The organism is Cocleimonas flava (assembly GCF_004339015.1).
Taxonomy (GTDB): Bacteria; Pseudomonadota; Gammaproteobacteria; order Thiotrichales; family Thiotrichaceae; genus Cocleimonas; species Cocleimonas flava.
The window spans coordinates 729,622-753,789 of sequence record NZ_SMFQ01000004.1; the positions used below are offsets into that span (position 1 = coordinate 729,622).

At 39.2% G+C, this 24,168-nt stretch carries 23 protein-coding genes; 8 read left to right on the plus strand and 15 right to left on the minus strand.

What is annotated here, in order from left to right:
- Positions 1-47: 47 nt before the first annotated feature.
- The 12 genes from EV695_RS15025 to folP all read right to left on the minus strand — a co-directional run bounded on the left by EV695_RS15025 (position 48) and on the right by folP (position 13,514).
- Complete coding sequence (locus tag EV695_RS15025) at positions 48-1,067, minus strand: glycosyltransferase family 2 protein (protein WP_131906788.1); 1,020 nt, start codon at positions 1,065-1,067, stop codon at positions 48-50.
- Complete coding sequence (locus EV695_RS15030; protein WP_165874725.1) at positions 1,064-2,536, minus strand: lipopolysaccharide biosynthesis protein; 1,473 nt, start codon at positions 2,534-2,536, stop codon at positions 1,064-1,066. Before EV695_RS15030 ends, EV695_RS15025 begins: the two co-directional genes overlap by 4 nt.
- Before the next feature lie 57 nt (positions 2,537-2,593).
- Positions 2,594-4,357, minus strand: a complete 1,764-nt coding sequence (locus tag EV695_RS15035; RefSeq protein ID WP_131906790.1) for a thiamine pyrophosphate-binding protein — start codon at positions 4,355-4,357, stop codon at positions 2,594-2,596.
- A gap of 79 nt (positions 4,358-4,436) precedes the next feature.
- Positions 4,437-4,895 (minus strand): GNAT family N-acetyltransferase, encoded by a 459-nt coding sequence (locus tag EV695_RS15040; RefSeq protein WP_131906791.1) that lies wholly within the window; start codon positions 4,893-4,895, stop codon positions 4,437-4,439.
- On the minus strand, positions 4,896-5,585 hold the full coding sequence (locus tag EV695_RS15045) for a WbqC family protein (protein WP_131906792.1): 690 nt from the start codon (positions 5,583-5,585) through the stop codon (positions 4,896-4,898).
- A gap of 2 nt (positions 5,586-5,587) precedes the next feature.
- Complete coding sequence (locus EV695_RS15050; RefSeq protein WP_131906793.1) at positions 5,588-6,682, minus strand: DegT/DnrJ/EryC1/StrS family aminotransferase; 1,095 nt, start codon at positions 6,680-6,682, stop codon at positions 5,588-5,590.
- A 428-nt stretch (positions 6,683-7,110) separates the two neighbouring features.
- On the minus strand, positions 7,111-8,010 hold the full coding sequence (gene galU, locus EV695_RS15055) for a UTP--glucose-1-phosphate uridylyltransferase GalU (protein WP_131906794.1): 900 nt from the start codon (positions 8,008-8,010) through the stop codon (positions 7,111-7,113).
- Between the two features lie 311 nt (positions 8,011-8,321).
- Entirely contained in the window at positions 8,322-10,001 is a 1,680-nt protein-coding gene (locus EV695_RS15060; RefSeq protein WP_131906795.1) for an AMP-binding protein, read from the minus strand.
- A gap of 270 nt (positions 10,002-10,271) precedes the next feature.
- Entirely contained in the window at positions 10,272-11,246 is a 975-nt protein-coding gene (locus EV695_RS15065; RefSeq protein WP_131906796.1) for an NAD(P)H-dependent flavin oxidoreductase, read from the minus strand.
- 59 nt (positions 11,247-11,305) lie between these two features.
- The gene (locus EV695_RS15070; protein WP_131906797.1) at positions 11,306-11,830 is read right to left on the minus strand and encodes a DUF4442 domain-containing protein; all 525 of its coding nucleotides are present in this window, start codon (positions 11,828-11,830) and stop codon (positions 11,306-11,308) included.
- An 81-nt stretch (positions 11,831-11,911) separates the two neighbouring features.
- Positions 11,912-12,466, minus strand: a complete 555-nt coding sequence (locus EV695_RS15075) for a DUF924 family protein (RefSeq protein ID WP_131906798.1) — start codon at positions 12,464-12,466, stop codon at positions 11,912-11,914.
- Positions 12,467-12,659: 193 nt separating this feature from the next.
- Positions 12,660-13,514 (minus strand): dihydropteroate synthase, encoded by an 855-nt coding sequence (gene folP / locus EV695_RS15080; RefSeq protein ID WP_131906799.1) that lies wholly within the window; start codon positions 13,512-13,514, stop codon positions 12,660-12,662.
- Positions 13,515-13,884: 370 nt separating this feature from the next.
- Here folP and EV695_RS15085 point away from each other — a divergent pair, with 370 nt between their 5' ends.
- Positions 13,885-14,619 (plus strand): hypothetical protein, encoded by a 735-nt coding sequence (locus tag EV695_RS15085; protein WP_131906800.1) that lies wholly within the window; start codon positions 13,885-13,887, stop codon positions 14,617-14,619.
- A 140-nt stretch (positions 14,620-14,759) separates the two neighbouring features.
- On the opposite strand, the gene EV695_RS15090 is transcribed toward EV695_RS15085, so the two are convergent.
- The gene (locus tag EV695_RS15090) at positions 14,760-15,623 is read right to left on the minus strand and encodes a DMT family transporter (RefSeq protein WP_131906801.1); all 864 of its coding nucleotides are present in this window, start codon (positions 15,621-15,623) and stop codon (positions 14,760-14,762) included.
- Between the two features lie 450 nt (positions 15,624-16,073).
- On the opposite strand from EV695_RS15090, the gene EV695_RS15095 reads away from it, so the two are divergent.
- The gene (locus EV695_RS15095; RefSeq protein ID WP_131906802.1) at positions 16,074-17,075 is read left to right on the plus strand and encodes a metal-dependent hydrolase; all 1,002 of its coding nucleotides are present in this window, start codon (positions 16,074-16,076) and stop codon (positions 17,073-17,075) included.
- A 77-nt stretch (positions 17,076-17,152) separates the two neighbouring features.
- Complete coding sequence (locus EV695_RS15100) at positions 17,153-17,662, plus strand: ecotin family protein (RefSeq protein WP_131906803.1); 510 nt, start codon at positions 17,153-17,155, stop codon at positions 17,660-17,662.
- Between the two features lie 17 nt (positions 17,663-17,679).
- Here the strand turns inward: EV695_RS15100 and EV695_RS15105 are convergent, their stop codons facing one another.
- Positions 17,680-18,462, minus strand: coding sequence for a HalD/BesD family halogenase (locus EV695_RS15105; RefSeq protein ID WP_207907106.1), 783 nt, complete (start codon positions 18,460-18,462; stop codon positions 17,680-17,682).
- A 94-nt stretch (positions 18,463-18,556) separates the two neighbouring features.
- The gene (locus tag EV695_RS15110) at positions 18,557-18,886 is read right to left on the minus strand and encodes a DUF3144 domain-containing protein (protein ID WP_131906804.1); all 330 of its coding nucleotides are present in this window, start codon (positions 18,884-18,886) and stop codon (positions 18,557-18,559) included.
- Positions 18,887-19,139: 253 nt separating this feature from the next.
- Between EV695_RS15110 and ndk the strand changes: the two genes are divergently transcribed.
- From ndk to hisS, 5 genes are all read left to right on the plus strand, one after another.
- Positions 19,140-19,571 carry a nucleoside-diphosphate kinase gene (gene ndk / locus EV695_RS15115; protein ID WP_131906805.1) on the plus strand — a complete coding sequence of 144 codons (432 nt, stop codon included), beginning with the start codon at positions 19,140-19,142 and terminating at the stop codon, positions 19,569-19,571.
- A 48-nt stretch (positions 19,572-19,619) separates the two neighbouring features.
- Positions 19,620-20,717 (plus strand): dual-specificity RNA methyltransferase RlmN, encoded by a 1,098-nt coding sequence (gene rlmN, locus EV695_RS15120; RefSeq protein WP_131906806.1) that lies wholly within the window; start codon positions 19,620-19,622, stop codon positions 20,715-20,717.
- Between the two features lie 144 nt (positions 20,718-20,861).
- Positions 20,862-21,668: a type IV pilus biogenesis/stability protein PilW gene (pilW, locus tag EV695_RS15125; protein ID WP_131906807.1), complete on the plus strand. Its 807-nt coding sequence runs from the start codon at positions 20,862-20,864 to the stop codon at positions 21,666-21,668.
- A gap of 55 nt (positions 21,669-21,723) precedes the next feature.
- Entirely contained in the window at positions 21,724-22,788 is a 1,065-nt protein-coding gene (locus EV695_RS15130; RefSeq protein ID WP_131906808.1) for a RodZ domain-containing protein, read from the plus strand.
- Positions 22,789-22,825: 37 nt separating this feature from the next.
- Positions 22,826-24,118, plus strand: coding sequence for a histidine--tRNA ligase (gene hisS / locus EV695_RS15135; protein ID WP_131906809.1), 1,293 nt, complete (start codon positions 22,826-22,828; stop codon positions 24,116-24,118).
- Positions 24,119-24,168: the final 50 nt, after the last annotated feature.

Genomic DNA, 24,168 nt, shown 5'->3' on the forward strand with positions numbered 1-24,168 from the left:
GCGACTCTTTATGGTCGCTTTTTTTGTAAAGAGTATTTCGATTTTAATTAAGCCCGTAAGAAAACTTTATCTTTTAGTGTAACCAGAAACTTCAAGGAATTGAGCAACTGCTGATTTCTAAACAATAAGTACCACAATGCTTTTGTCTTAACTGAAAAAGACTCTTTATTTTGTTGATACACGCTTTCTCTTACTGATACGTCGATAGTCCTTGTTTTAATAAAGTCAAGATTAGCATCGTGTATGACTTTCCCAATTTCATCCTTAAACTTGAAGTCTAAATATTGATTGATAAAATCTAATTGCTCTTTAAATCTATTCAAAACACTCTGTCTGCGCTTTGAACTTTTAAGTGTTTCAGAAACTGTCCAGCTGCTTTCAACCCCTACTCTATATACCGCCATACTGCGGTCTAAATATAATGCCCCACCTCTGGCTGCACCCATTATTTGAGAAACAAAATCACCCGGGATTGCCGTTTCAAACCAGTTTGGTAAAGAAGAAATTAAACGATTGGTAAATAACAATGATGCTGTGGGACAGAAAACGCCACCACCTAGAATGACTTCCTGAGGTGTAAATACTTTTGTTTTATCGGCATGTCTAGAGGCAACGTCTTCTCTGACATTATCGATTAATTTATAAGTAGAGTGGAAACACATATCTACATCAGGGTGCTTTTCCATTTCTTCTACTTGAATCATTAGTTTATCTTTATCTATCCAGTAATCATCGCCATCACAGAATGCAACATACTCTCCCTTAATTTTGGGAAACAGAATTGCCATGGTATTTACGCCCTGTGAAAACTGATTTTCTGTTTGATACACAGGTTTTACAATGTTGGGGAATGCAGTTTCATACTCTTTTAAAATCTCTGCCGTTCTATCCGTGGAAGCATCATCATTAATGATAATTTCGAAGGGGAAATCTGTCTCCTGCATTAGAAAACTATCCAGTGCTTCGCTGATACAGTACTCATGATTAAAGGCAACACAGGTAATGCTGACCTTGATGCCATCCCCTTGCCAGTTTTGACTAATCTCTTTTTCTGTTTTATTTATCATGTGAGTTTTTCTTTTTTTCTAATGTTAAATATAGTGAGTAAAGAATCAAATTGTTCTAGAACATCTTTGAAAGCCTTAACTTTTAAAACTCCGTTGAATAACAGATATAAAGCAACAAAAATTATTCCTTTCAATAGCATACTAGGAAAGTCTGAGAGTGCTAACTGCGAACTGATGAACAGTGTAATAGCAACAGCAGGAAAAACGATAAACGTTTGAATCAAAATAGGTCGGACAATAGATAAGAATGACAAACCTAATTCGCGTGCAGCAAAATAAATATTCAGTGAGGTTCCCAAAGCTGAAGTAACGATTAAGCTATATAGAAACGCCTTAATACCAAAAGCAAACAACACATAGAATGTGATTGATTGAATTATTTTTTTATAAATTTCCAGCTTTAGAAAAGCTCTGGATTTACCGCGACTACTAAGTACATTCACCATGAGTGCGCTGATAGGATAGGCAAAACCACTGAGAGCCAGTATTTTAAAATAGAAGATAGATGCTTCCCATTTGGCGCCCAATAACAAAACAATTAACTCATCTGCCACCAAGAACAAGCCACCTAAAATCAGAAAAGTAACAAAGCTGATTATTCCGGTAGATTTAATAACGACTCTTCTGAATTGTTCCAGATCATTTTGAATTTTACTCAAAACAGGAAATAGCACTGACATCAAACTACCCGCAGAGTACTTTACCACTAGCATATTCAACTGCTTCGCCTGATGAAAGAAACCTAAGGTTGCAGGAGCAAACAGCTTTCCTATAATCAGGTAATCTGCTCTCTCATAGATGGTATCCAAAAGCCCTGCGAGGAACATATTCATTCCATACCCCCACAGCTGCTTTAATGCTTTGAAAGAGAAAGCTAAAGTAGGAACCCAGCTACTTCTACTCCAAATGAGGATATTGATTAACACTTCTCTTGATATTAGTTGAGCGACTAAACTCCATACCCCTGCTCCCCAAAACGCGAGCAGAACACCGATAACACCACTCAGTACTGAAGCTATCAAGTTAACTTTTGTGAGTAATTCGTAATTCAGTTCTTTTCTTAAAATAACGCTTTGCACGGCATGGAAAGCACTAATAATAAACAGCGATGACATCACCTGTATCAAAGGTAGCAGTTCTGGATTGTTATAGAATGTAGCTATCTGACCAGCAGATAAATACGTCAGTAAGGTAAGTAAAAATCCCGCTGTAATATTGAAAAAGAAAACGGATGAATAATGTATGGGTAGTAGTTTTGATCGCTGAATTAAAGCTCCACCCAAACCCACATCTGAAAAGATGGTTGCAACGGAAACAATAACCATAATGATGGCAATCAAGCCGAAGTCACTTGGCTCCAGTAGCCGTGCAAGGAATATAGTGACGATCAGGCTAGACGCATGTGTACCCAGATTTCCAAGTAAATCCCAGATAAATGCCTTTAGCCCTTTTGTTTTTAGATCGCTCACTATTTTTTCCTAAGGCGAATAGACGATTATATCGACAAATTCACCTTTTGTTTTTCACTAGCTAACTTTGCTTGGCTCTATGACCATTTGATCACTCATTTCTTCTTCGGATAAATACGGCCTCATATCTTCAAAAGAACGATTAAAGTCTAATCTCGGCTCAACGGTTGTAATGTCCGCCTGCACACGAATATCGATTATTTCACATTCATCAGTTTGTAAACTTTTATCGATTCTCTTTTTAATTTTTTCCATGTCAGTCACTTGATGACTTTTGATGCCATAAGCCTTACCGATTTTCTTAAAATTAGGTACACTATAATCATTAATTGAACCTACAGAGTTTCCTTCTAGATAAGCATCCTGACGAAGTTTAACCATGTGTAAACTTTCGTTATTAATCACGAATATCTTAATTGGTAGTTTTCGTCTTTTTATGATTTCCAATTCCTGAATATTCATTTGGAAACCACCATCACCAGTAATGACAACCGCTCTTTTTCCTGTCGCCAGTGTTGCGCCAATTGCCGCAGGAAGTGCAAACCCCATCGAGCCAAAACCACCAGAGAACAAAACACGTTGCTTTGCTTTAGGTTTAAGTGATTGCGCAACCAGCATTTGGTGCTCGCCTACATCGACACAAATACAATCATCATCTTCTAAATGTTTAGAAATTTGGTAAACGATCTGGTTACCCAATCTATCAGTTTTATCATTATTGTATTCTGCTGGGTATTGAGCTTTGTAGCTTAGGACCTTCTCATGCCAAAAGTCGATTTCATTTGAATACTTTCTGAGATTCAATTGATAGAGGAATTCACGCACATCTTCCTTTATCAATAAATCCATATCGACCCTGATACCTAATTCATTAGCATCTATATCGACTTGAACCTTCTGAGCTTCGCGCGCAAACGTTTCAATTTTTCTACCTGTTTGCAAGTTATCTAAACGAGATCCAAGCACTATTAATAAATCAGAATTTGCGATTGTTAAGTTTGCGTGACGTGTTCCGAAATTACCCAAGAAACCCAAATTATATTTGTACTCACTACTAATAGAATCTTTACCCATTAAGGAGTAAACCATCGGAATTTGAGTCGCTTCAAGAAACTTCATTAATTCAGCTTCTGCACCAGCAAGTCGGACTCCACCACCTACTAAAACGACCGGTCTTTCTGCTTGACTGATTAACTTAACTGTCTTTTCTATATCAGCCGCTAATTTAGCATTAACCGCATTTTTCTCTAGTAGCTCTTTATGCTCATCGCTACCAAAAAATGATTCAATCTCTTCTGGGTTAAAGTCAGTTAAGAACTGTAAATTCTCTGGAATACTGACTAACACAGGACCTTTTCGACCTTCCTGTGAAATAAAATATGCTTTTTCTAACTCATATCTCATATCTTTTAAATCAGTGATCTGAATGGCATATTTTGTTATTGATTCAGAAAGAACGACCATATCGGTTTCCTGAAATCCGAACTGGCGGATATTTCTATCGCCTTTACATTCACTCGGGGGAACATCCCCAATGATAAATAGGGTGGGCACTGAATCGAAATAGCAATCTGCTATACAAGTCAGCAAATTAGTCGCACCTGGGCCACTTGTAACCGTTGCCACTCCACTTTTTCCCGTAACACGTGCATATGCATCAGCGGCAAATCCTGCCCCCTGCTCATGAATCGTAAAGACATTCTCTATGTCTGGATGCTTATCGATAGAATCACATAAATGCGCGTTTTTTCCGATATAGCTAAAGACTTTATCGATATGATTGTCTGCTAAAAACTGAATCACATAATCTGATACTTTCATTGGATGTATTCCTAAAATATTGTTTTTTATAGTCTTTAAAGGTGGAGCTTTAAAAATAATGTGTGATGAAAAACTTGAATCACTCTACTTCAAGTCTTAATAATCGAAAGGCATTTTCTTTATCTGCAATGAAGTCAGTGAACCCATTTTTTTTATAAAATTTATGACTCATTTCATTCAAGTAATGAATTTTGACCATCACTACATTGAAATCATGCTCTTTTGCGTATTCACTAATCCTGGTAATTAACTTTGATCCTAATTTTCGACCTCTAAATCCTTCTTTAATCGTTAAAGAAGAAATATATCCAATTTTCTCTTCAGCATTATTGAAGTAACAAGGCGAAAGACCGATCAAGTTGACGTTATCCCATAGAGTAAACTGAATGGAGCTTTCTAGTAATTTTTCGCTGTATTCATTAATATTTACTCGATCACTGAGTTTCTCGAAGTAGTCATTATCATGCACTTTGAAAAAATCACTGATTTCCAGAATGGATAATTCTTTGATTTCAAATTTTATTTCCTGAGAACTCATTCATTTAAGAACAAACTGACCTAGCAGTTTATTCGCCTCAGCTTTAGAGTTGAACATCAAAACATCGATGATTGATAAATGAGGGACAAAGTCATTATAAAATTGCTTATATTCAACATCCGCCACTTCTAAAAAAGATAATTCCATACCTTCTTTTTTAAATGACTCTTTGTCATAAAGGCTTTGGCCACCTATGGCATTAACGTATTTCTCAGCATTTGCCCTTTTACAAATATCAATGGTTCTATCTTGCGCCTTTAAGGTTGTCTCACCTTGCAAATCACTTAAATAGACAAACTTGGTATTCATTCCAAGGTATTTTGCGATCTCTTGAATTGAATGCCCCAAATATCTGGCTAAGTTTTTTTCTTGATTTTGTAATAGTGCTTCAATCATTGGAAATACCTCATTGAAATGAGGTGCCTTTTTATAATTAAGCTTAATCGTGCTAATTATTTTACGGGCATTATTTCCGACTTTTACTTCGTTAATCAGCGACGTTCCATTAACGCCCATAACCTCCAGGCTAAATCTATGGCGCTCGCCGTTTAACAAAATATAGTTTCTATTTACATAACCTTTTTTGATGTATTGCATGCTGTCCGATATCACGTATTTGTCAGACAGATTGATTAGCTGCCAATACCCAATATACGGAAACAAATAAGGCTGATTACTACCAACTAACACTTTCAGCTAGCCTGCTCGTAAGTACGCATATTGCTCAGCGTATCAATAATCGTTTCGGCAACCATTGGCTCTACGCCTGAATGCATTGGGATAACCAAAATACGGCTAGCAATATCTCTTGAGTTTTCCATGACTTCACTACAATTCACATAAGGTAGTGTATCTAAAGATGGCTTGAAATATTGACGAGCTGCCACGCCCTTTTCAAACAATGCTGTTCTTACCTGATCCATTTCATTCTCGTCATCAAATACGACAGGGAAATAACTATAGCTCTGATCTGCTGAAGGGTTCTTTTCTTGCAGTTGAACGAACTCTCTTAATTTACGTGTATAAAATTCGTGACTTTTTTTACGCTCTTTGTGGATGATGTCTTCTTCTTCAAGCATGCATAGACCCATTGCAGCGCCTACTTCATTAAGCTTAGAGTTAACTCCTAACATTGAAACAGAATCGGGCGCATCAATACCATAATTACGAACGACCTTGGCCTTTTCGTAAAGTGCATCATCTTTTATAACGATGGCTCCGCCTTCAACGGTATGGAACATCTTGGTAGCATGGAAACTGATTATCGACATATCGCCATATCCCAGAATATGTTTACCCTTGTATTCCACATCAAATGCATGAGAAGCATCGTAGATCACTTTTAGGTCATGCTTTTTTGCGATAGCGTCAATTTCATCTATCTCACAAGCGTTACCAAACACATGACACGGTGCGATTGCACAGGTTTTATCATTGATTAATCGTTCAATATTTTTAGGATCCATATTGTATGTATCCTTATCAATATCAGCGAATACAGGTGTTAACCTTTCCGCTGCTATTGCACTTACTGTAGATACAAAACTAAAAGGCGTTGTTATTACCTCTTTGTCTTCTACTTCAAGTAAACGATACGCAAATTGAAGCGCATCAGTACCACTAGAAAGGCACAGTAAGTTTTTTACTCCAAGGAAATCTTCGAGCTTTTTCTCGAGTTCTTGAACTAAAGGACCATTATTCGTTAGCCATCCGCTTTCATAGATACCATCGATATATGACTTAAACTTTTCCCTATCAGGCATGTATATTTTGGTTACATAGATCATAATAATTCTTATATTTGTTAGAAATTAAATAAATTATTTTTGTTATGCGAATATTCTAAAACTGATCAAAGATTAACCAAATGGAGTTGAGATAATTGGTAGCATGTACCATTTAATAGGTAGTTTTTAATAGAACGGTAACAAATAGCGCCTAATACTTTTGCAGAGAAAGTATTTGAGATGTCAGCAATTAACGGATAATCAAGAAATTAAAATCATAGAAAAATTAGGTATTTACGTAATTTATACTGTAAAAAACCTAATTAAAAATACTGCAGAAGAGTGAGATAAGTGACTGCTGTAAGTCTATTTATTAGACTTACAGCAGTACTTTTAAAGAATTATTTTACGCGTCTTAATAGACGGTATATCTTGAGTAATAGGCGAGTGAACTATCAATGTTAGACCACTGATAGATCAGCTATAGATTATTTTATAGTCTTCAAATACGCTTTAAATCTATCACCAATTTCTGGATGACGTAGACCATATTCAACATTAGCCATCATATAACCCAGCTTAGATCCACAGTCATGACTTTTACCTGTCATATGGAAAGCATTTACTGTTTCTTTATCCATTAACATCGCAATAGCATCCGTTAACTGGATTTCGTCTCCAGCACCTGCGGGTGTATGTGCTAATAAATCCCAAATAGTAGCAGGTAAAACATATCGACCAACAACAGCAAGATTAGATGGCGCCTGATCCACTGGAGGTTTTTCAACAACCTGTGTCATTTTCGCTGATTTGCCTGCAGAAATTTCATGCCCATTACAATCGGCTACACCGTAGCTGCTAACCAATTCCATAGGAACAGGTTCGACCATAATCTGGCTTTCGCCATTTTCATCAAATAATCTGAGCATTTCCGCCATATTTTCAGTCGACAGATCACTGCTCGCTTCATCGATCAAAACATCAGGTAATACAACCGCGAAAGGGTTATCACCGATAAGCGGTTTAGCACACAAAACGGCATGCCCAAGACCTTTAGCAACGCCTTGTCTTACATGCATAATCGTTACATGTTCAGGGCAAATAGATCTTACTTCATCAAGCAATGAACGTTTCACACGCTTTTCAAGCGTAGACTCTAGCTCATAACTCGTATCAAAATGGTTTTCGATGGCATTCTTACTAGAATGCGTTACCAATACAATTTCAGTGATACCGGCAGCAATACATTCATTAACGATGTATTGAATCATTGGTTTATCAACGACAGGTAACATTTCCTTAGGAATTGCTTTTGTAGCTGGCAACATACGTGTACCTAGACCAGCGACAGGAATGACAGCTTTACGGATTTCTTTTGTTTTTTTCATTATTAGTATTTTCCAAAATTAAAAAAATAATTAAGCCCAGCAAATCCTTCGCAAATATAACGATTTGCCTAATTATTACTCTATTTTCTCATAAAACTATTCTGTAGTCATTACTGTTAGTCGGATACATAGCATGCAAAATAATTTCTATTACACTGATTAGTATAGAAACAAACCAAATACACCCCCCCTACTTTGGGGCATTTTTTTAAGCTTAAGATTAGAATCTCAAAATGATCAAGGTATGAATAGATAAACCGGTTATTGGTTTTCTATCAATTACTCTTCAATTACTACTTCTAAAGACTCAATTATGCTTCATTTGCTTCGTTTAGTTTTCGCAAATCTTTACGTAACACTTTACCTACGTTACTTTTAGGTAAATCAGAAACAAATTCAATGTACTTAGGACATTTATATCCTGTCATTTCTTCGTGGCAATAATCTTGAAGTTCTTTTTCAGTCAGGCTTTCATCACTTTTAACGACAAATATTTTAACCGCTTCACCTGATTTTGCATGTTCAACACCAATCGCCCCTACTTCGAGTACTTTTGGATGTAAGGCTACGACGTTTTCTATCTCATTTGGATATACATTAAAGCCTGAGACGATGATTAAATCTTTTAAACGATCAACCAGTTTTACCATGCCATTCTCAGAAACGACAGCAACATCACCTGTTTTTAACCAGCCATCTTTACTCAACACATTGTCTGTTTCTTTCGGTCTGTTCCAGTAACCTTGCATGACTTGAGGTCCACGGATACACAACTCACCCGCCTCACCAAAACCAAGTTCCTTGCCGCTTTCATCACGAATACTAATCTCGGTCGAAGATATAGGTAAACCAATGCTTCCGGTAAAACCATCAATATCGAGCGGATTAATGGTAGCCGCTGGAGAAGTCTCGGTAAGACCATAAGCTTCTACAAGAACATGCCCAGTAACTTCTTTCCATTTTTTAGCGGTATATTCTTGTACTGCCATACCACCACCTAAAACCAGTTTTAGGTTTGAAAAGTCTAACTGGTCAAACCCTGGGGTGTTTAACAGGCCATTAAAGAGTGTATTTACCCCTGTCACAAACGAGAACTTTTCCTTAGATAGCTCTTTTACAAAACCCGGCATATCCCTTGGATTAGTTATTAATACACTTTTTGCACCAATTTTTAACGCAAACATCGCATTCGCAGTTAACGAGAAGATATGATAAAGCGGCAAGGCAGTGATAAATGTTTCCTGGCCATCGATTAAATCTTTAGACGCCCAGTGATATGCCTGAAGCAAGTTCGCAATCATATTCTCATGCGTTAATGCAGCACCTTTTGCGACTCCTGTAGTGCCGCCAGTATATTGGAGAAAGGCGACATCATCATGACTAACTTCTGCTTCCGTAAACGGCTTACCTTTACCTTCAGCAAGCGCTGTTTTAAAGCTTATTGCCATTGGTAAACTGAAAGAAGGCACCATTTTCTTCACATATTTCACTACAAAATTTACCAGCAGTGATTTAGGGAAAGGCGCCATATCACCTATCTTGGTGGTGATAACGGTTTTAATATTGGTATGCTGGATAACTTCTTCTAAAGTATGCGCAAAGTTTTCCAGAATCACGATCGCAGTAGCATCGGAATCTTTTAGCTGATGCTCTAGCTCACGGTCCGTGTATAGCGGATTCGTATTAACCACGATTAACCCAGCACGTAACGCCGCGAATAAAACAATAGGATACTGGATAAGATTCGGCATCATAATCGCAATACGATCGCCTTTCTTCAAACCACGTACATTGGTCAGATATGCAGCAAAATCTCGGGTTTGCTGGTCAAGTTCATCATACGAGATAGTTGTACCGAGATTGGAATAAGCAGGTCTATCGCGAAATTGATTAATCGACTTTTCGAATAAATCCCCTAACGATTTATACTCATTCGTATCTATGAACTCTGGAACCCATTCCGGGTAACTTTTCAACCATACCTTTTCCACTAAATATCTCCTTGGTAATTGTTCTATCTGTCTTTTTATTTTTTAATCGTTATTTTGTAACTATGTAACTATGTAACTATGTAACTATGTAACTATGTAACTATGTAACTATATGAAACTATGTAGTCTGATAACTCACTCAAACTGTCTATGTCTTTAATATAGCTCTAATTCTCTAATTTTTTTGGTTTTTCAGATGGATAGCAATAATTGTTTAAAATTCGGTTTACGCTTATTCCTTCTTTATCTATGTCTTTATCGATGTTTTGATTAACGTTTAATTAATGCTTGTTTAAAACGTTCAACAATATCTCCCGCAGGTTCTATCTCATTTATACCTGCCACGCTTTTTCCGGCTTGCCAGTATTCCTGTTTACCCGTTTCATCCATCGAAGACTTACGTAATTTAAACGCTGCCCGAATAGTATAAAACATTCTCATCCAGTGCTTACCTTTGGGATGTTTCAATAACCAGCTAGCAAACTTCCCTGGCTTTGTGCCCTGAGACTGAATTAAGTCCGTATTGATGATTGAAACAGGAACGCCTGTAATGCGTTCACTCAATACAATATCATCTTCATCAGCTTTAACGATTGCTTCTTTATAAGGTACGCTACTAGTGCACTCTTTAGTTGCAATAAAGCGAGTACCTAACTGACACGCCGCAAAACCCATGTCCATTGCTTCGACATATTGTTGTTCGTTTCCTATCCCGCCAGCGCATACAATGGGTACATTGAACCCCTGTAACTCATCCAGCAACTGTTGCTTGCTTTTCGCACCGGCATGTCCGCCTGCCCGGTTATTCACCGCGATCAAACCATGCGCGCCGCCATCAATACCTTTTTGCGCCCATTTTTTTTCAGTCACATCGTGGTAAACAATACCACCGTGTGGCTCTACGGCATCAACCACCCATTTTGGATTACCTAAAGACGTGATAAAAAAGCGTACGCCTTCTTCCAAAGCGATATCGACCCACTCCACCATTTTATCATGGTAGCGTTTTGATGATTTTTCAATCAACGCATTCATACCGATTGGATTATCGGTAATTGCTTTGATATCCCGAAGGGCTTGTCTGAAGTCCTGCTTATGGACAAAGGTAAGCGATACCGGCTGCACCACTCCCAATCCACCTGCTTTTGATACAGCTGCCACCAATTCTAAATTCGAACAAGGGTACATAGGTCCGCAAATGAGTGGAACTTCAACTTTTGCATGTTCGGTAAATGCTGTCTTCATAGGAGAATGCCCCGAGTTTATTTTTGTTGAAGTAGTTATGTCTGTTACAGAAGCCAGGCTCATTTTGTCAACTTACTCTCGGTTGCGGGGGAAAGTAACCAATGTACTTTCAAACGTGATACCACATCTCCGTCAGCATCTTTTATCACCGCATCAACGATTGTGGTGGTTTTCTCGGTGACATTAGCAGGTGGATTAGCGTGCCCTTCTGCAATCAAACGACCACGAGCTTTCTTGACATATTCAATTTCCAAGTTAACCACTATGGCTTTGGTTGATGTTGAAATACACGACATCATTGCCAACCCACTGGCCATTTCACCTAAATTCGCCAATGCTATTGCGTGAATACTTTTCAAATGATTTCGAACGGCTCTTCTATCCTTAAGTGCAACTTTTACATAACCCGGTTCAAGCGTTAACACCTGAGCGCCGATAGATCCCGTATAAGGTACAGCACGACCCAGAAGAATATTATAGAGAAAGCGACCTGCTTTGTTATGGCCCAACTTATTCCAGAGTTGAATAACGCGATGCCCAGATACGTTTGAAGGTTTTAAGGTTTGCTGATGTGTTGTTTCCAAGGTTGCTCCTCAAAAATCTCATAAAGTAAGTTACTTATGAACGATTCTTTATTAATTAGTATAGTAGAAAATGGTTAAAAACTAACCATTAAAAGCCTTATCAGATTGTAAATATTCGATTTCTTGCGCAGTACTTTGTCGGCCTAAAATCGTATTTCGATGTGGGAATCTCCCGAATTTAACAATGAGTCCTCTATGGTGCTCAGCAAAACGCGTATTGCCATCTAGCTTCCTTCGTTTAAAACATTCGACGGATAAATCCTGATCACTCAGGTTTTCACTGTGCATAAGAGGCATGTACAAAAACGACAGCTGACTATTGTCAATTTCATCATCAAACCCATGTTCAATGGCATGCTTTGTAACAGTCACAGCCTGTTGTTCTGTCGAGAAGGATTTTGCTTCTCCTCTAAACATATTCAAAGGAAATTGATCCAGAACAATACACAAAGCTAAACAGCCATCCGCACTATCCTTCCATGAATCCAGTTGATGATTTGCCCCCTCCTCCCAAAGAGATTCAAATTTCATCCTTATATGCGTATCCAATTCGGGGGTAGATGAAAACCATTGCTTTTTCATCTCATCGCTATACCAGAATGACAATACTTGAGAAATTCGATCATCTTCTTTCATGCGATACCTTTAGTGCTTATGTGGTGGTTATGTAGAGGTTATGGAGTGTTGAGTGTTAATGACCGTTAAATATTTACACAAAATTCGGATAAAAATAAAAAGCGAGCGTTCGCTCTATTTAAATGAATACTACAGGCGAACAACAAAACTTGTCGAATAAGTATTTATTATTGAATTTAATTACTTAATACTATTAGCTGTTTTTAATTCGCCACGCGACATCCAAAGCTTGTTTATTTTCAATGACATCATGCACCCTAAATACAAGAACACCTGCCTGAACTCCTAATACTGTTGTTGCACAAGTACCTGCAACACGCTGCTCAGGATTTTTTTTCCCTTGTTTATCGCCATTCCCTGCGCCGATAATTTCGCCAATAAAGCGTTTGCGGCTGGTTCCTAACAATATCGGATATCCCAGATTAACTAACGATTCCAAATTAGCCAGTAAAGCCAGATTGTGTTCCAGTAACTTGCCAAAACCTATTCCAGGGTCGAGAATAATATTATCTTTAGGAACACCAGAAGCCTGTGCCAGTTCCGCACGCTCTTTCAAATAGTGGTTAACCTCAGCACACACATCTTCGTAAAAAGGAGCATCCTGCATGGTTTTCGATTTGCCCTGACGATGCATTAACACAATTGGTACTTTCTTATCCGCGGCTAATCTAAGAATTTCCTCAGAACCATCGGCGCTTACCGAATCTTCACCAGCGGAAATATCATTGATCCAGTTTGCGCCGGCATCAATCGCGACTTCCGCCACTTTATTAGACGTGGTATCAACACTTATGGTGATATCTTTATCTTGCTGACGAATGCCTTCGATGACGGGAACCACTCTGGCAATTTGTTCATCGGCAGACACTTCATCCGCACCAGGGCGAGTCGACTCACCGCCAATATCAATAATCGTAGCGCCTTCTTTCATCATTTCAAATGCGCGTTTAATCGCCACTTCTGTTTGATAGTTCTGCCCACCATCAGAAAAACTATCTGGCGTAACATTGAGGATTCCCATTATTTGTGGCGTAGTAATATTTAACATGGTTTTTCAGGCTATAAAAGTTATCGGGTTATTTAGGGTGTTGTCGTTTAAAAATGTTTTGTCGTTTTAAAAATTGTTTTGTCATACAAATTTAAAATAAGGTCATTACTATAGGTTTTTATTAAAACACACCCCCCTACTTATGAGCCATTTTTCACGTTTAATTTCTGATCAAACTCTTATCCAACTCTTATTCAACTCTGATCAAACTCTAATAAAGCCCGGTGATACCCTAAAAACACTAACAAAAAAAACCGATATCTAAATAGAAAAGCAAACCAAACACATATAATTTTATTTTATTTGCTTAAACTAAAACCTCTATATTATGATAATCAAATACTTACCATTGGAAAAAGTAATTCCAACCATGATAAAAGTTGTAACGTTCTTAACAATATCGTTAAGTTTTCTTTCTGCCTGTAGCCATGCCCCCATCAAGGTTAGCAACAAGAATCCTAAACCCAAGACAAGCTCCAATGCCAATCACTTTAGCATTGGCATGATGCGTATTGCCCCAAATATCTACGTTGACCCTAAGATGTCAACCCATCAAAGAGAACAACTTTTATCTAACATCAAACAATCCAAAGAAAGTATTCATACCTTTTTTGGTGGCACAGAGTCATCGCCCAAGATATACGCCTGCTCGACAAGAAAGTGCTTCAAAAAATTTGGCGGCGTGTATGCAAATGCCAAGACCATTAATGATGATACGGTTTTTCTATCCAACAAAGGGCAGAATAAAACCACCATCACCCATGAGCTTGCACATGCCGAGTTCAACAAACGCTTAGGCAAATCTCACTGGAATAAAGTACCGATGTGGTTTGATGAAGGTTTAGCCGTATTGATTTGCAAAAACCCGAAATACGCTAAAACAGTCCCGACAATGCCTTTGAATAAACTAAAAACTCACGACCAATGGCTAGATGCAGTTCGCGATGAGAAACCCGTTTATAATATCGCCAGACAGGCAATGGAAAACTGGTATAAAGGAGTTGGTGCCAAGGGTTTACATGACTTGATCGCACGCCTTAAAAAAGGCGAAGACGTTGCATTTGCTAAAACAGTCAGTTCGGTCCAGCAATACACCAAGCTTTAATACTTTTAGTTCTTTTAATACCAAAGCCACCCCCCTACTTTGGAGCGCTTTTTTTCAAACGTTTTATTAGCTATTAATATATTAATGGATATGTCAGATTAAGATACTTCATCCTGATCTGCTCAATATCTTGAGTAGATCTAATCAATGTTCTTACCAATCCTCTTGCCAATATTCTTACCAAGAATAACCACCAAAATCCCACCCAGTACCAGCAATGATGAAACTATCAATATAGTAGTGATCTCTTCGCTAACGAAAATGACACCACCTATCGCCGCGATTATGGGCACTGACAACTGAATAATCGCAGCCTTTGTAATGGCTAACCCTGAAAGAGCAGAATACCAAATGGCATAGCCTAATCCAGACGTTACACTGCCAGAAAGTATTGCCAACAACACACCTTGGCTGGATAGCTGGGCTTTATCAACAGTGAAAAGGATCAGCAGTAATATAAAGGGCAAGGTTCTTAAAAAGTTATTCGTCGTATCTAACAAGGGATTCTGGGATCCTCTGCCGGCTAGTGTATAAAACGCCCAGGCGATGCCTGACAATGTCATCAACCCAAAACCACTTAAGGATGGCGCTGAGGCTCCTGGAACCAAAAACAAAACCAATCCGGAAAACGCCAAACATAGACCTATCCACTCTATCGGAATCAGGCTCTTACCCTGCAATAAACCTGTCAAAATCATAGTGACCTGAACCACGCCGAATAAAATCAACGCACCTGTTCCCGTATCTAATGAAATGTAGGCATACGAGAAAGTGATTCCATATAAAAACAAAAGAAAAGCAGATAACCAACTGCCCTTTTTAAGGTTCACTTTTCCTTTTGTCTGGATGGCGACTAAAAGCATTAGAAATACGATTCCGGAGAACAGTCTTATCGCAGTGAAACTGGCCGCATCAATGACATCACCTTTCAAAGCGAGTCTGCACAAAACAGAGTTTCCGGCAAAGGCTAAAAGCGCTAAGACCGTAAAAAGAATCGTTTTAATGGTAGCTCCCTTTTATATACATACGAAATAAATACGAATTGAATCTGCGTGTAAACATTGTGTAGATAGGCACTTGTTTACACGTGATTTTAAAACACGATGAATTTATGCTTATACGAGATCCACATCAAATCCGATGCCTCACGAACAACTACTATAGCAATAGAAATCATGCAAAAGCTATCAGCTTAAGAGGTGCGTTTTCAAGAAAGCGCTACGATCAAAATGATGAATTGAACGCTGATCGTTTTGCCTCTCGCTCATTCATTTTTCACTAATATCTGTAAAAAGTGCCCCAAAGGTGGGGGGTGGCATAAGCAATAACGATTACAAAGTAATCACCAAATAGTTATCCACTTTATGTTGATAAAAACTCAGCCTTAATTCACTATTCAACATTACAACGATTGCCAAAAACACACGCTTTATGGCGCAGATATTAGGAATTCTATGGATCCAATTACTCAAGGCGCCTTTGGAGCAGTCTTTGCACAAACTCAGGGCAATGTTAAACACATCGCCAAAGCCGCTATTATTGGCGGACTTGCTGGCATGGCGCCTGATTTAGATATTCTGATTCGCTCATCCGAAGATTCACTGTTAGCCATAGAATACCATCGTCATTTCACCCATTCTTTACTCTTTATTCCCATCGGCGGATTAATTTGTAGCTTATTTCTCCATCCCTTATTAGGGCGTCGTTTTGGCATCACTTTTTGGCAAACCCTTATCTGGTGCATCATTGGCTATGCAACACATGGCTTATTAGATGGCTGTACCAGTTACGGCACACAATTACTCTGGCCTTTGACGGACAAGCGTTTTTCCTGGGATGTAATTTCCGTAATCGACCCATTGGTTACTTTGCCCCTATTGGCCATGGTAATCATTGCAGCGAGAAGAAAAGCGCGTCGTTATGTCCTTTTCGGCCTCATCTGGATAGGTCTTTATTTTGGTATATCGACTTATCAACACGCACGTGCGTTAGAAGAAGGCAAAAAACTCGCTGCAACTCGTGGACTAGATACGTTGAGTATTGAAGCAAAACCCAGCTTTGCCAATATACTCATCTGGAAAATCATCACTGAAACAAACGACAGCTATCATGTGGATGCGATTAAAATAGGTCTCACAAAAGTAAAAATCTGGGAAGGAGATACAGTAGAAAAGCTGGATATCGATAGAGATTTACCATGGTTAGACAAATCATCGCAACAACGAAAAGATATCGAGCGATTTCGTTGGTTCTCAAATGGATATATAGCTTTAGATAAACAAAATCCTCATCGTGTTGTCGACATACGTTACTCACTATTACCGCATCAAATCATTCCTTTATGGGGGATCGAACTATCACCCAATGCCAAACCTACTCAACATGTCGAGTTCTATAACGAACGTGGTGATAGTGGTGCTGCACTGAAGGTGCTATGGGGCATGATTAAGGAGTAGATTTTTAGCCTGATAATTTTGACTTAGCGTCGTAAAGACACGTTGAACTTATTTTATAAAATACAGCCAAAACTACCATGAAAAACAGTCTGATTTTAAGTGCTCTGATATTTATTAGTCTAATGCTTACGGTTTCGCCAGCAATGTCTCAAGACTCATCACAAAACAATACCCACAAAGAACTCAAGGCATTTCCTGCTGCAGCCGCCGGTATGGAACGATTTGTGATTTCCTTACCGCATAAAGAACGTGGCGAAGAAAACGCATTCAAAGTTGAGTTACTGCCAGGAAAAATGATGATGACAGATGGCGTGAACCGAGTTCGCCTTGGAACTCGTATCGAATCTCGCCCATTAAAAGGCTGGGGTTATACGTATTACGAAGTAACAGGTAAAGATGTGGGTATGAGCACTATGATGGGGGTTCCCGCAGGTACGCAATCGTTACAGACTTTCGTATCGGGCCAACCATTAACCATCGATTACAATAGCCGCTTGCCGATTGTGATTTATGTGCCGAAAGGGCAGTTAGTCAAATATCGTATCTGGAAGGCGGATGAAACATTCAGCCCGGCCAATCAGGGCTGAAAACACAACACATTAACTTATTCGACCAATTTTCCATAAAACGTCATTCGTGCAGATTCTGACAAGGCAATATTAGGCTGCGAGTTATACGCCAAAACAACCAACATTCGAGTGCGCTCACCTTCATTGGGTGTCACACGATGTATTGCATTACGCCCTCTGAATAAAACTAGAGCGCCAGCATCCATCGATAATTGTTTCGGTGTTACTTTCCCATCAAGCACATCATTCACTGCATCGAAATTCATCTCGCCCGCGTCCGCGTCTCGCACTTCTTTGATGTATTCAAACTGCCCACCTTTTTCAGTGGGCTGAATCATGAGGGTAATGGCAAATGACGAATTATCGAAATGCCACCCCAATTCCTGACCAGTCTTTGCGTAATGTAAATTAATCGAAGAGAGAGGATCGGCGTAAGGGTAAAGGGCATCTTCGCCAAACACATAACTCAAAAAATCTTTGAAGAGCGTCGAGTTATACAACACACGAAGTTTAGACTCTTTACCCACAATATCATCCGTAATACAGCCTTTAGAAGATTCTACCTGACGATTAAATGCGTGATCATCAGGATACTCAGGATTCTTCTCGGTCAGATAAACATTGTGCAACTGACGACTGAAAAAAGCCTGATCTTGTTTCTGCTCACCTTCTTCACGGATTGCGTTTAATGCCGCTTCAGTTAAAAAGCCAGGCATCGCTAAGGCACCTTTATTAGCCACCCTTTGACGCGATTGCTCTTTGAAGGCGTCGTCCATAATCAGATAACGATTTAAATCGATGATTTCTTCAAGTTTCAATCTATTACATCGTCCTGCTTAAATTAACGGTTTAAACACACCTCCCTACTTTGGGGCAGTTTTTTAGACTGTTTGTTTTACCTTGTTACCTTTTTTAATCTTTTTTCATTAGGTGCTCATAACGAGCTTCATCTTCCTGCGCTTTAAATGCGGTTTTATAATCTTCAAGATTCTGAGTCAGCATGCGTTTAAATTCGTTGCTGAAAAATTCCGTAGCATTTTCTATTTCTGCTTCGTACGCATCTTTGTCTGGTGATTGTGATGCAACCACAAAGGAGCTGAATCTAGCAGTCGCAAAAAGCATTGCTGAACCTACATGATTGGTTTCTTTTTTATCACAATGTCCATTCGCCACATCGATAAATGTATCTGCCATTGCGTAGAATTCTTTGCTTTCTTGTTCGTTTAATTGATCGTCTGCCATGTGTTTTGCCGTGTAATAGTAAATAAAAAAGAAAATATAACCGCGCAGAGTGTGTAAACCAAATACTTTATTTATTTTTAACCTTAAAAAGCCCTTAATTTTATCACTTTAATAATGGACAGCACCCTTTACTGATACCCATCACAACAGTACAATAGCGCGGTTTTGACCCTCATCTCTGGAATATCCGTGGTGAGTCTTATTTTAATGATATTCGCATACTCGCGAATACACGTTTTTGGAGTATACTATCGTGGCTATTGAACGCACTATTTCTATCATCAAACCTGATGCAGTCGGTAAAGACGTTATCGGTGAAATCTATTCTCGCTTTGAAAAAGGCGGACTTAAAATCATTGCAGCTAAAATGAAGCACCTTTCTAAAGCTGACGCAGAAGGTTTTTACGCAGTACACAAAGAGCGTCCTTTCTTTGGTGATCTAGTTGAGTTCATGACTTCAGGTCCTGTAATGATTCAGGTTCTTGAAGGCGAAGATGCAGTGAGCAAAAACCGTGAGCTTATGGGTGCTACTAACCCTGCTGAAGCAGACGCTGGAACTATCCGTGCTGATTTCGCTCAAAGCATTGACGAGAATGCAGTACATGGTTCAGACAGCTTAGAGAATGCACAGATCGAAACTGATTACTTCTTCTCAGCAGATGAAATCTGCCCACGTACTCGTTAATAATTTAATCTTAAAATTGTTAACGCAATTTTAGAGTAAAAACATAAAATGACTACAACAAAGAAAATCAACCTTCTGGATTATAATACAGAAGACTTAAAAGCCTTTTTCCTCGAGCGAGGAGAAAAGCCTTTTCGTGCCACGCAGATAATCAAATGGATTCATCAGCATGGCGTTGATAACTTTGATGACATGAGCAATGTGAGCAAAGCACTTCGCGAAGAATTACAGAATATTTCTGAAATTCGCGCACCTGAAGTAGCCATCGATGACAAATCAGAAGATGGTACACACAAGTGGTTGCTTAGACTTGAAGACGGTAACTGTATAGAAACCGTTTTCATTCCTGAAGATGGACGCGGAACGCTGTGTATTTCTTCACAGGTCGGCTGTGCACTTGACTGCACATTTTGTTCGACTGCTCGACAAGGCTTTAACCGTAATTTGACCGTTGGTGAAATCATCGGTCAATTATGGATAGCCAAGAAAATTCTACAACCTGATCCTGAATCTGACCGCGTTATTAGTAATGTGGTGATGATGGGAATGGGTGAACCATTGCTTAACTTTGAAAAAGTCGTTAAAGCGATGGAATTAATGCTTGATGACAATGCCTACGGACTAAGTAAACGTCGTGTTACTTTGAGTACGTCTGGTGTTGTGCCCGCTCTTGATCGCCTGCGCGACCGCGTTGATGTGAGTCTGGCAATTTCATTACATGCACCAAATGATGCATTGCGTGATCAGCTAGTCCCTGTAAACCGTAAATACCCTATCAAACAATTGCTCGATTCCTGTTTACGTTTTATGGACGGTAAAGCAGCTAGAGAAAAAATCACTATCGAATATGTGATGCTAGATAAGGTCAATGACAGCGACGAAAACGCACGAGAGTTGATAAAATTATTAAAGGATGTACCTGTAAAGGTGAATTTGATACCATTTAACCCGTTCCCCGAAACGCGTTATAAGCGATCTTCTAATAATAGAATTTATAGATTCAGGGAAATACTGGAAAGCGGTGGGCTAATCGTGATGACCAGGAAAACAAGAGGCGAAGATATCGACGCCGCTTGCGGGCAGTTAGCTGGAAAAGTTAATGACAAAAGTCGTAGAGAAGTACATTTTGCGCGGATAGAATCTTAATTCTGAACCTTCTATCGAAACTATGATCCTAATTTATAATGTAGCTTTTGGCTTTTTATAGCTTAAGATTTAAAAAAATAAGAATAGTTTGCTGATTACTTGCTAATCATCAATGCTTACGATGCTTACTAAAGGGGATTTTCAATGAGCACCATATATAGCTCCGGGATTACTGACATAAAAGCTTCGGTTAACAATGTTAACTCTTTTAACCTTATAAAAACCAAGACACTATTAACTTCTGCATTTATTGCAAGCGCTTTATTTCTGAGTGCATGTTCTTCTATTACCGTTAAATCTAGCGAAGCTTCAAATTATAATTCTGATTTAGGTATCCGTTATTTACAAAAAGGTCGTTTGAACCTTGCCAATGAAAAGTTATTAAAAGCCCTTGAGCAAAACCCAAATTCAGCACAATCGAATCATTACTATGCGATTTTGCAGCAGAAATTAGGCAACACAAAAAAAGCAGAAACGTATTTTCTGAAAGCAGTAAATATTAGTCCTAAAAACCCTGAAATCAGGAACAACTACGGTTCTTTTTTATGCGACTCAGGACGCCCACAGGCAGCGATTAAACAGTTTAACGTTGCAATTAACGACCCACTATATCGCACTCCTGAATTTGCCTATACTAATGCTGGAATTTGCTTAAGAAAAACCAACAACGATGCTAAAGCCGAAACTTATTTTCGTCAGGCGCTAAAGAAAAAATCAGCTTTCCCTTCCGCATTACTAGAAATGGCGAAGCTATATAGTGATCGCGGGAATTATCCAAGAGCACAAGCATTCATGTTACGCTATGAGAGTGTGGGACATTCATCTCCAGAAGCATTAGAGCTCTGTAGTAAAATCAACACTAAAATGGGTGACCACGCAAAAGCTGGAAAATGTAAAGCCGCATTATTAAGACTTTTCCCAGCCAGCAAAGAAGCACAACAGGCTAACTAACATCTCAGCATCACTGACCCATACAACTGCACAACTAACCAGACACGAAGATTCAATGGCCAAAGAAAAAAATAAAACGGAACAACCAGTCGTCCTCGAAGGCGAATTACAGGCTCGCCTGATTCAACTTCGAGAGGATGCTGGTTATTCGACATCGCAACTCGCTGATGCGATGTGCTTATCTGAAGAAGTAATTCTTCACCTCGAAAATGAAGACTTCGACCAGTTAGCCGAACCACCGTATGTACGCGGATATTTACGCAACTATGCGAAACTTGGTGACACGGATCCTAACGAGCTGATTAATCGCTATGAATCATTACGTGGTGCCGATGCAAATGAACTCAATTATCAGATAAAGACATCAGCTAATATCGATATCAGCAAACGTAAAAGCATGTCCCCTATCTGGGCACAGCTCATTTTACTGGCCTTTTTAATAGGTGGTATTAGCCTGTTAGCCATGATTCCTGGTGTTAACCAATGGTTTAAAACCACGTGGAGTAGCTTATCGACACAGTTGCAATCACCTAACGGTGAATCTGGTAGCAATCCTTTGCTAACTGGATCTTTACCTGTACCCGTCCCGTTACCTGATAGCGATCTTCCTGATAACAATAACACCACTAATCTTCCATTGAATATTGGAAATAACCAGACAAACACGACTGCAAACAATCAAAACAATGCTACAAGCACTGATACACCAAACACTCAAACAGAAACTGCCGCGGATACCTCAAACACCGCTGAAGCGGCAACAGAAGATACTCAACAAGCAACTAACACAGAAACAAGCACAACAAATGACGCTAACACTTCAGACGAGAACACAGAACAAGCTTCCGCTGACGAAGAAACACCTTCAACAGGATCAAGTGATCAGCTAAAGATTAAATTAGTGTTCAATAAAGATGTCTGGTTAAGAATCAGAAACAAAGATAACAAAACCGTATTTGAAGGCTTGAACAAAGTAGGCACCAATAAAGACCTAACCATCGAAAAACCTTTAACTTTTAGAGTAGGAAATGCTCAGGGTTTATCACTATTTGTTGATGACAAAGCGGTTGATATCAGCCAGTATATCAATGGCAGTATTGCCAATTTCACCTTAGAATAAACGTTTAATAGTTTCAGGAACAAGTTCGGTATACATAATGGCAAAAAATCTGCAATCAGTTCGCGGAATGCGAGACATTCTCCCTGAACAATCCTCCTCCTGGCAATATATCGAAAACACCGCACGCCTGCTTTTTAACAGTTATGGCTATAGCGAGTTACGCACTCCAATTATTGAGTCTACTGACCTTTTCAAACGCTCAATTGGTGATGCCACCGATATCGTTGAAAAAGAGATGTACACCTTCGAAGATAGAAATGGTGATAGCCTCACATTACGCCCTGAAGGCACAGCTGGCTGTGTAAGAGCTGGAATCCAGCACGGTATATTTCACAACCAACAACAACGCATCTGGTATATCGGCCCCATGTTCCGTCATGAACGCCCTCAAAAAGGACGTTACAGAGGATTTTATCAGGCAGGCATTGAAACCTATGGCATTGATGGCCCTGAAATAGACGCAGAAGTAATAGCAATTGCTGCTCGCTTCTGGAAGAAACTTGGTTTTAAAAACGTAAGGCTTGAAATCAACTCACTTGGCAGTAATGAAGCACGCCAACAATATCGAGATGTGTTAATCGAATATTTTAGCGCTCATCAAGACCAACTCGATGAAGATTCTCAACGACGTTTACACAAAAATCCACTTAGAATTCTGGATACCAAAAACCCATCGATGAAAGAGCTGGTTGAGAATGCCCCCAACCTACTCGACTATTTAGATGAAGAATCTAAAATACACTTTGAAGGATTGAAACAACGTTTAGACCAAATCGGCATTAGCTATGAGGTTAACTCGCGTCTGGTTCGTGGCATCGATTACTATAACCGAACTGTATTTGAATGGATTACTGAAGACCTCGGATCGCAAGGCACTATTTGCGCAGGCGGCAGGTACGATGGCTTAGTAAAACAATTAGGCGGAAGAGAAACCTCAGCCTGCGGTTTTGGCATTGGCCTAGATCGACTTCAACTTCTGGTTGAAGAGCAAGGCCTTAATAAGAATGAAACACTCCCACACGCTTACTTTGTGATGGCTGGAGATGAGGCTGAATTAGCAGGTACTGCTTTAGCTGAGTCATTACGCGACTCAACCCCTGAGCTACGCTTAATGTGTAATGCAGGTTCAGGCAGTTTTAAATCTCAGCTCAAACGCGCCGATAAATCTGGGGCGGCTTTTGCCTTCATACTAGGAGAGAGTGAGTTAAATAATAACGAAATCACAGTGAAACCTTTATTGAAAAGCTTACAAGACGATTTCCAACAACAAACCTTAGCGCAAGATGCGCTAAGCGAATTCATAGCAGAACATATTATCAACATGGTATAGTCGCTCCACCTTAAGAAATACCGTATTGAAAGACACAATTTATTTATAGG